Source organism: Fulvivirga sp., from assembly GCF_040220315.1.
In the GTDB taxonomy this organism is placed as follows: Bacteria; Bacteroidota; Bacteroidia; order Cytophagales; family Cyclobacteriaceae; genus Fulvivirga.
In genome coordinates, this window is record NZ_JAVJUY010000328.1 from 1 (window position 1) to 4,544 (window position 4,544).

Genomic DNA, 4,544 nt, shown 5'->3' on the forward strand with positions numbered 1-4,544 from the left:
GCACGGTGGTCAAAGAATTTGATGGTGTAAAAAACGTGATTAATGCACTCACCTTTTCGCACGATAGTAAAATTCTGGTAGCCATGGATATATTGGGCAAAGGAACCAGTTACTCCATCCCTAGCGGAAATAAATTTGCCGACTTCAATGGCCATGATAACACGGTATTCAGCGCTGATTTCTCACCAGAGTCAGCTACTGGAAATTATTTAGTAGCCACTGCAGGAGGCAACAACAATGTCATCTATGTGTGGAACCCTATCAATGGAAGAAGTCAGCAAACCATTAAAGGACATGGCTCAACTGTTTGGGATTTACGATTTGGTGAGGGCTTACAGCTTTACATTGCCAATGAGCAGTCGAAAAGCGAGAAGATCAGACATCAATTCCGATTTGATTTTGCCACGTTTGGGCTAACAGCCAATCCTGGCCGCCCTGATGACAATTTCCTTGAAGAGGCCAATAAGCAAGTAAAACAAACTGGTATTTATACCATCGAACTTGGCAGGGGAAATACAATTGCCAATAATGAATTTGAAGATGGTAGAATACTTGACTTTCAGGTAATGTCTAACGGCCATGTAATTATAGGAAGTGATTTTTCTTTAAAAGAATATAATGGCACCGGGGCTATGATAAAGGAATACCTCGGGCATACTGCAGGAATAAGAACTGTCACAGTAACTAAAGATGGAAAGTATATGGTTTCTGGCAGTGAAGATCAAACCATTCGTATATGGAATTTGAGTGATAAAGGTGAATTGCCAAGCATGCGGGAGATTTTCGAAGCTGAGGAATGGCAAGAATATTTCACATCGCTTGAAGTGGATTCCATGACTTACAAACCAACAGAAGAGGCCTGGCAAGGTGTTATTTCTTATTTACAACAAGTGGGTGACAAAACATATCGTGATATTGAAGACGTTCATGCCAACCTTGGTGCTACTGTTCTACCTTTTGCCAATATGTTTATTTCAGATGAAGGTGAATGGGTAGTTTGGAACCCGGCAGGTTATTTTAGCTGTAGCTCAGATGGTGGCCAGTATTTTGGATGGCATATCAATCAGGGGATAGAAAAGTTAGCCGAATTTTACACTGCCGAACAGTACTTTGATATTCTATACAGACCAGAACTGATGGTAAAAAGCATGACCCAGGGAAGAAGGGTGCTTGATATACTGCGCGGTGAGGGTGAGCAAATCTTTGACCTTACCAAGTTAAACCGACCTTCAGCGGCCTTTTTTAATATTAATAACCTAGCATTTGGAGAATTTAAACAGCTGGACTATCACGAAGGCCGATACGAAACCCAAAGCAAAACGCTGGAACTAGATGTAGATATCTATGATGGCGGGGGTGGAATTAAAGAAGTGAATATCTATCAAAACAATAAATTAATCATTATTGATGATGAATTTGAATCTGTCGGAACGGAAGGCAAACAAGTGATAAAGCAGTATCATGTAAATCTTACCAATGGAATTAATGACTTTGAAGTAGTCGTTAAAAACTTTCAAAAAATTGAGTCTAAAGGCGATCATTTGAAAATTAAATATGTGGGTGAAATAATGGCTACCACCAATCTGCATATTCTTTCTGTGGGTATTAACAAATATAAGAACCCAGCTTATAACCTGAACTATGCCCAGCCAGATGCCAAATCTTTTACCGATAAAATTATCACCAATGGTAGCAAAATGTTTCGCTCCATTCGTAAAACAGAGATTTATGATACCGAGGCAACCAAAGAAAATATTATAAAAGGTTTTGAATCGATAATAGCCACTGCCAAGCCCGAAGATGTGTTTGTATTCTACTATGCCGGCCACGGTACGTTGGATGAAGACAATAATAATGAGTATTACCTTGTGCCAACCAACATCACCAAACTATATGGAGACCCAGAGCAACTTCAGGAAAAGGGTATTTCAGCAACAGAATTAAAAGGTTACTTAGCGCAGGTTAAATCACAAAAGCAGCTGATATTAATGGATGCATGTCATTCAGGTGGTGCGTTAAAATCCATTAACGTACGGGCAGCGGCTTCAGAAGAAAAGGCCATTGTGCAATTAGCAAGGGCTTCTGGTGTGGTAATGATTGCCTCTAGTGGAACGCAACAGTTTGCTTCAGAATTTGAAGTGTTGCAACATGGAGTATTTACTTATGCATTGCTGGAAGCTTTAGACGGTGAAGCCGATTCCGGAGATGAAAAAGTAACGGTGAATGAGTTGAAAATCTATATGGAGGAGCGCGTGCCTGAACTAAGCGAACAGCATGGTGGACAAGCACAGTACCCAACTGGTTTTGTGCATGGTAATGACTTCCCTATTAGTATAATTTATAAACCTGAAGAAGAAGTTGTTGAAGAAAGTATAGAAGAGCCCAAGCCAGATGAAGGCAACAATAAATAGAAAAAGGCTTTGAAAGCCCTTTTCTATTTATTTCAACATCTTGAGTAAAGTAGTCAATTTCGATTTGAGGTTTCTGCGATCTACTATAAAATCGAGGAATCCATGATCCAGTACAAACTCTGCACTTTGAAATCCTTTTGGTAAGTCTTTACCGATCGTTTCTCTAATAACCCTAGGGCCAGCGAAGCCTATCAAAGCGCCTGGCTCTGCAATATTAAAGTCACCAAGCATAGCGTACGATGCTGTAACACCGCCCGTGGTGGGATCAGTTAATAAAGAAATGTATGGGATTTTAGCTTCGCTAAGTAATGCCAGTTTGGCTGATGTTTTCGCCATTTGCATCAATGATAAGCCCGCTTCCATCATTCTGGCTCCACCAGACTTAGAAATCATTAAAAATGGCTTTTTATTTTGTAGTGAATGATCAATGGCTCTGGCTATTTTCTCACCTACGACACTTCCCATGGAGCCACCAATAAAACCAAAATCCATACACGCAACAGTAATTTCCAGCCCATTCATTTTTCCATAGGCTGTTCTCACTGCGTCCTTTAGTTCAGATTTTTTCTGCGTACTCTTTATTCTATCTGGATATGCCTTGGTATCAACAAACTTTAAAGGGTCTGCTGATTCCATATTTTCGTCAAGTTCAGTGAACTTGTTATTGTCAAACAGAATTTCAAAATATTCGGCAGAGCCAATTCGCACATGATACCCATCTTCCGGACTCACATAGGAATTACTCTTTAATTCTCGTGTATGTACGATTTTGCCACTAGGCGTTTTAGTCCACAAACCATCCGGTGCTTCCTTTTTAGCCTCTGTGGGTGTTTGAATTCCTTTATCCTTCCTTTTAAACCAGCTCATAATTGCTATCCGATTGAAAACTGAGCAAATATCATCAGTATCAGCCAGCTTTCAAAAATTACTATTAAGAATGTGACCTCCGCCAATTATTTAGTTTATTTGTAACACTCTTAAAAAAAGAGTTTTACCCGATTATTCAACCATACACATATACTTATGTCATCTTCAAAATTTAAGCCTGGTGTTCTTACTGGCGATGAAGTTCAAGAACTATTTAAATACGCAAAAGAAAAGAGTTTTGCCCTGCCGGCAGTTAATGTTGTAGGTACAAACTCTGTAAATGCAGTAATAGAAACAGCTGCTGAATTAAATGCACCAATGATGATCCAATTCTCTAATGGTGGTGCTGTATTCTTTGCCGGCAAAGGATTAAACAATGACAATCAGCGAGCGGCCGTTGCTGGTGCTGTTTCTGGCGCCAAGCACGTGCACCAGATGGCTGAATTATATGGCGCTCGAATAGTGTTGCATACAGACCACGCAGCGAAGAAGTTATTACCTTGGATTGACGGAATGCTTGATGCCGGTGAGGAATTTTACAAACAGCACGGGAAACCATTGTTTAGCTCCCACATGATCGATCTTTCGGAAGAACCTATTGAAGAAAATATTGAAATCTGTAAAAAGTATCTTGAGCGAATGAGCAAAATAGATATGACGTTAGAAATTGAATTAGGTGTAACTGGTGGCGAAGAAGATGGAGTTGACAACACTGATGTAGACAGTTCTAAGCTTTATACGCAACCTGAAGAAGTAGCGTATGCTTATGAAGAATTGAGCAAGATTAGCCACAGGTTTACTATTGCAGCTGCTTTTGGTAACGTACATGGTGTTTATAAGCCAGGTAATGTGAAGCTAACGCCTGTAATTTTGAAGAATTCTCAAGATTATATCATTGAAAAGTATAATACTGGGCCAAACCCGGTAGATTTTGTATTCCACGGTGGATCAGGATCAACGGTTGAAGAAATTCGTGAAGGTATCTCTTACGGTGTTATAAAAATGAACATTGATACTGATTTGCAATGGGCTTATTGGGAAGGTGTGAAAAACTACTACAAATCAAATGAAGGCTATCTTCAAGGGCAAATTGGTAACCCTGAGGGAGACGATAAACCAAACAAGAAATACTACGACCCAAGAGTTTGGCTAAGAAAAGGTGAAGAAAGCTTCAAGGCTCGTTTGAAAAAAGCTTCTGAGGATTTAAATAACGTTAACACCTTATAAAATAATGTATTAAACCAAAAAAGGGTTGATCAAATGATC

At 39.6% G+C, this 4,544-nt stretch carries 3 protein-coding genes; 2 read left to right on the forward strand and 1 reads right to left on the reverse strand.

Annotated elements, in window-relative coordinates:
- Window positions 1-2,411 (forward strand): caspase family protein (locus tag RLO81_RS16770; protein ID WP_350114321.1); only part of this gene is annotated, 2,411 nt, incomplete at its 5' end.
- A 27-nt stretch (window positions 2,412-2,438) separates the two neighbouring features.
- Here RLO81_RS16770 and accD read toward each other — a convergent pair.
- On the reverse strand, window positions 2,439-3,278 hold the full coding sequence (accD, locus tag RLO81_RS16775) for an acetyl-CoA carboxylase, carboxyltransferase subunit beta (protein ID WP_350114324.1): 840 nt from the start codon (window positions 3,276-3,278) through the stop codon (window positions 2,439-2,441).
- 156 nt (window positions 3,279-3,434) lie between these two features.
- Between accD and fbaA the strand changes: the two genes are divergently transcribed.
- Window positions 3,435-4,505, forward strand: a complete 1,071-nt coding sequence (gene fbaA, locus RLO81_RS16780) for a class II fructose-bisphosphate aldolase (protein ID WP_350114327.1) — start codon at window positions 3,435-3,437, stop codon at window positions 4,503-4,505.
- Window positions 4,506-4,544 lie beyond the last annotated feature (39 nt).

What these genes read in the sequence shown, in the direction of transcription:
- accD (WP_350114324.1), bottom strand. Translation starts at nt 3,278, where the DNA reads ATGAGCTGGTTTAAAAGGAAGGATAAAGGAATTCAAACACCCACAGAG.
- fbaA (WP_350114327.1), top strand. Translation starts at nt 3,435, where the DNA reads ATGTCATCTTCAAAATTTAAGCCTGGTGTTCTTACTGGCGATGAAGTT.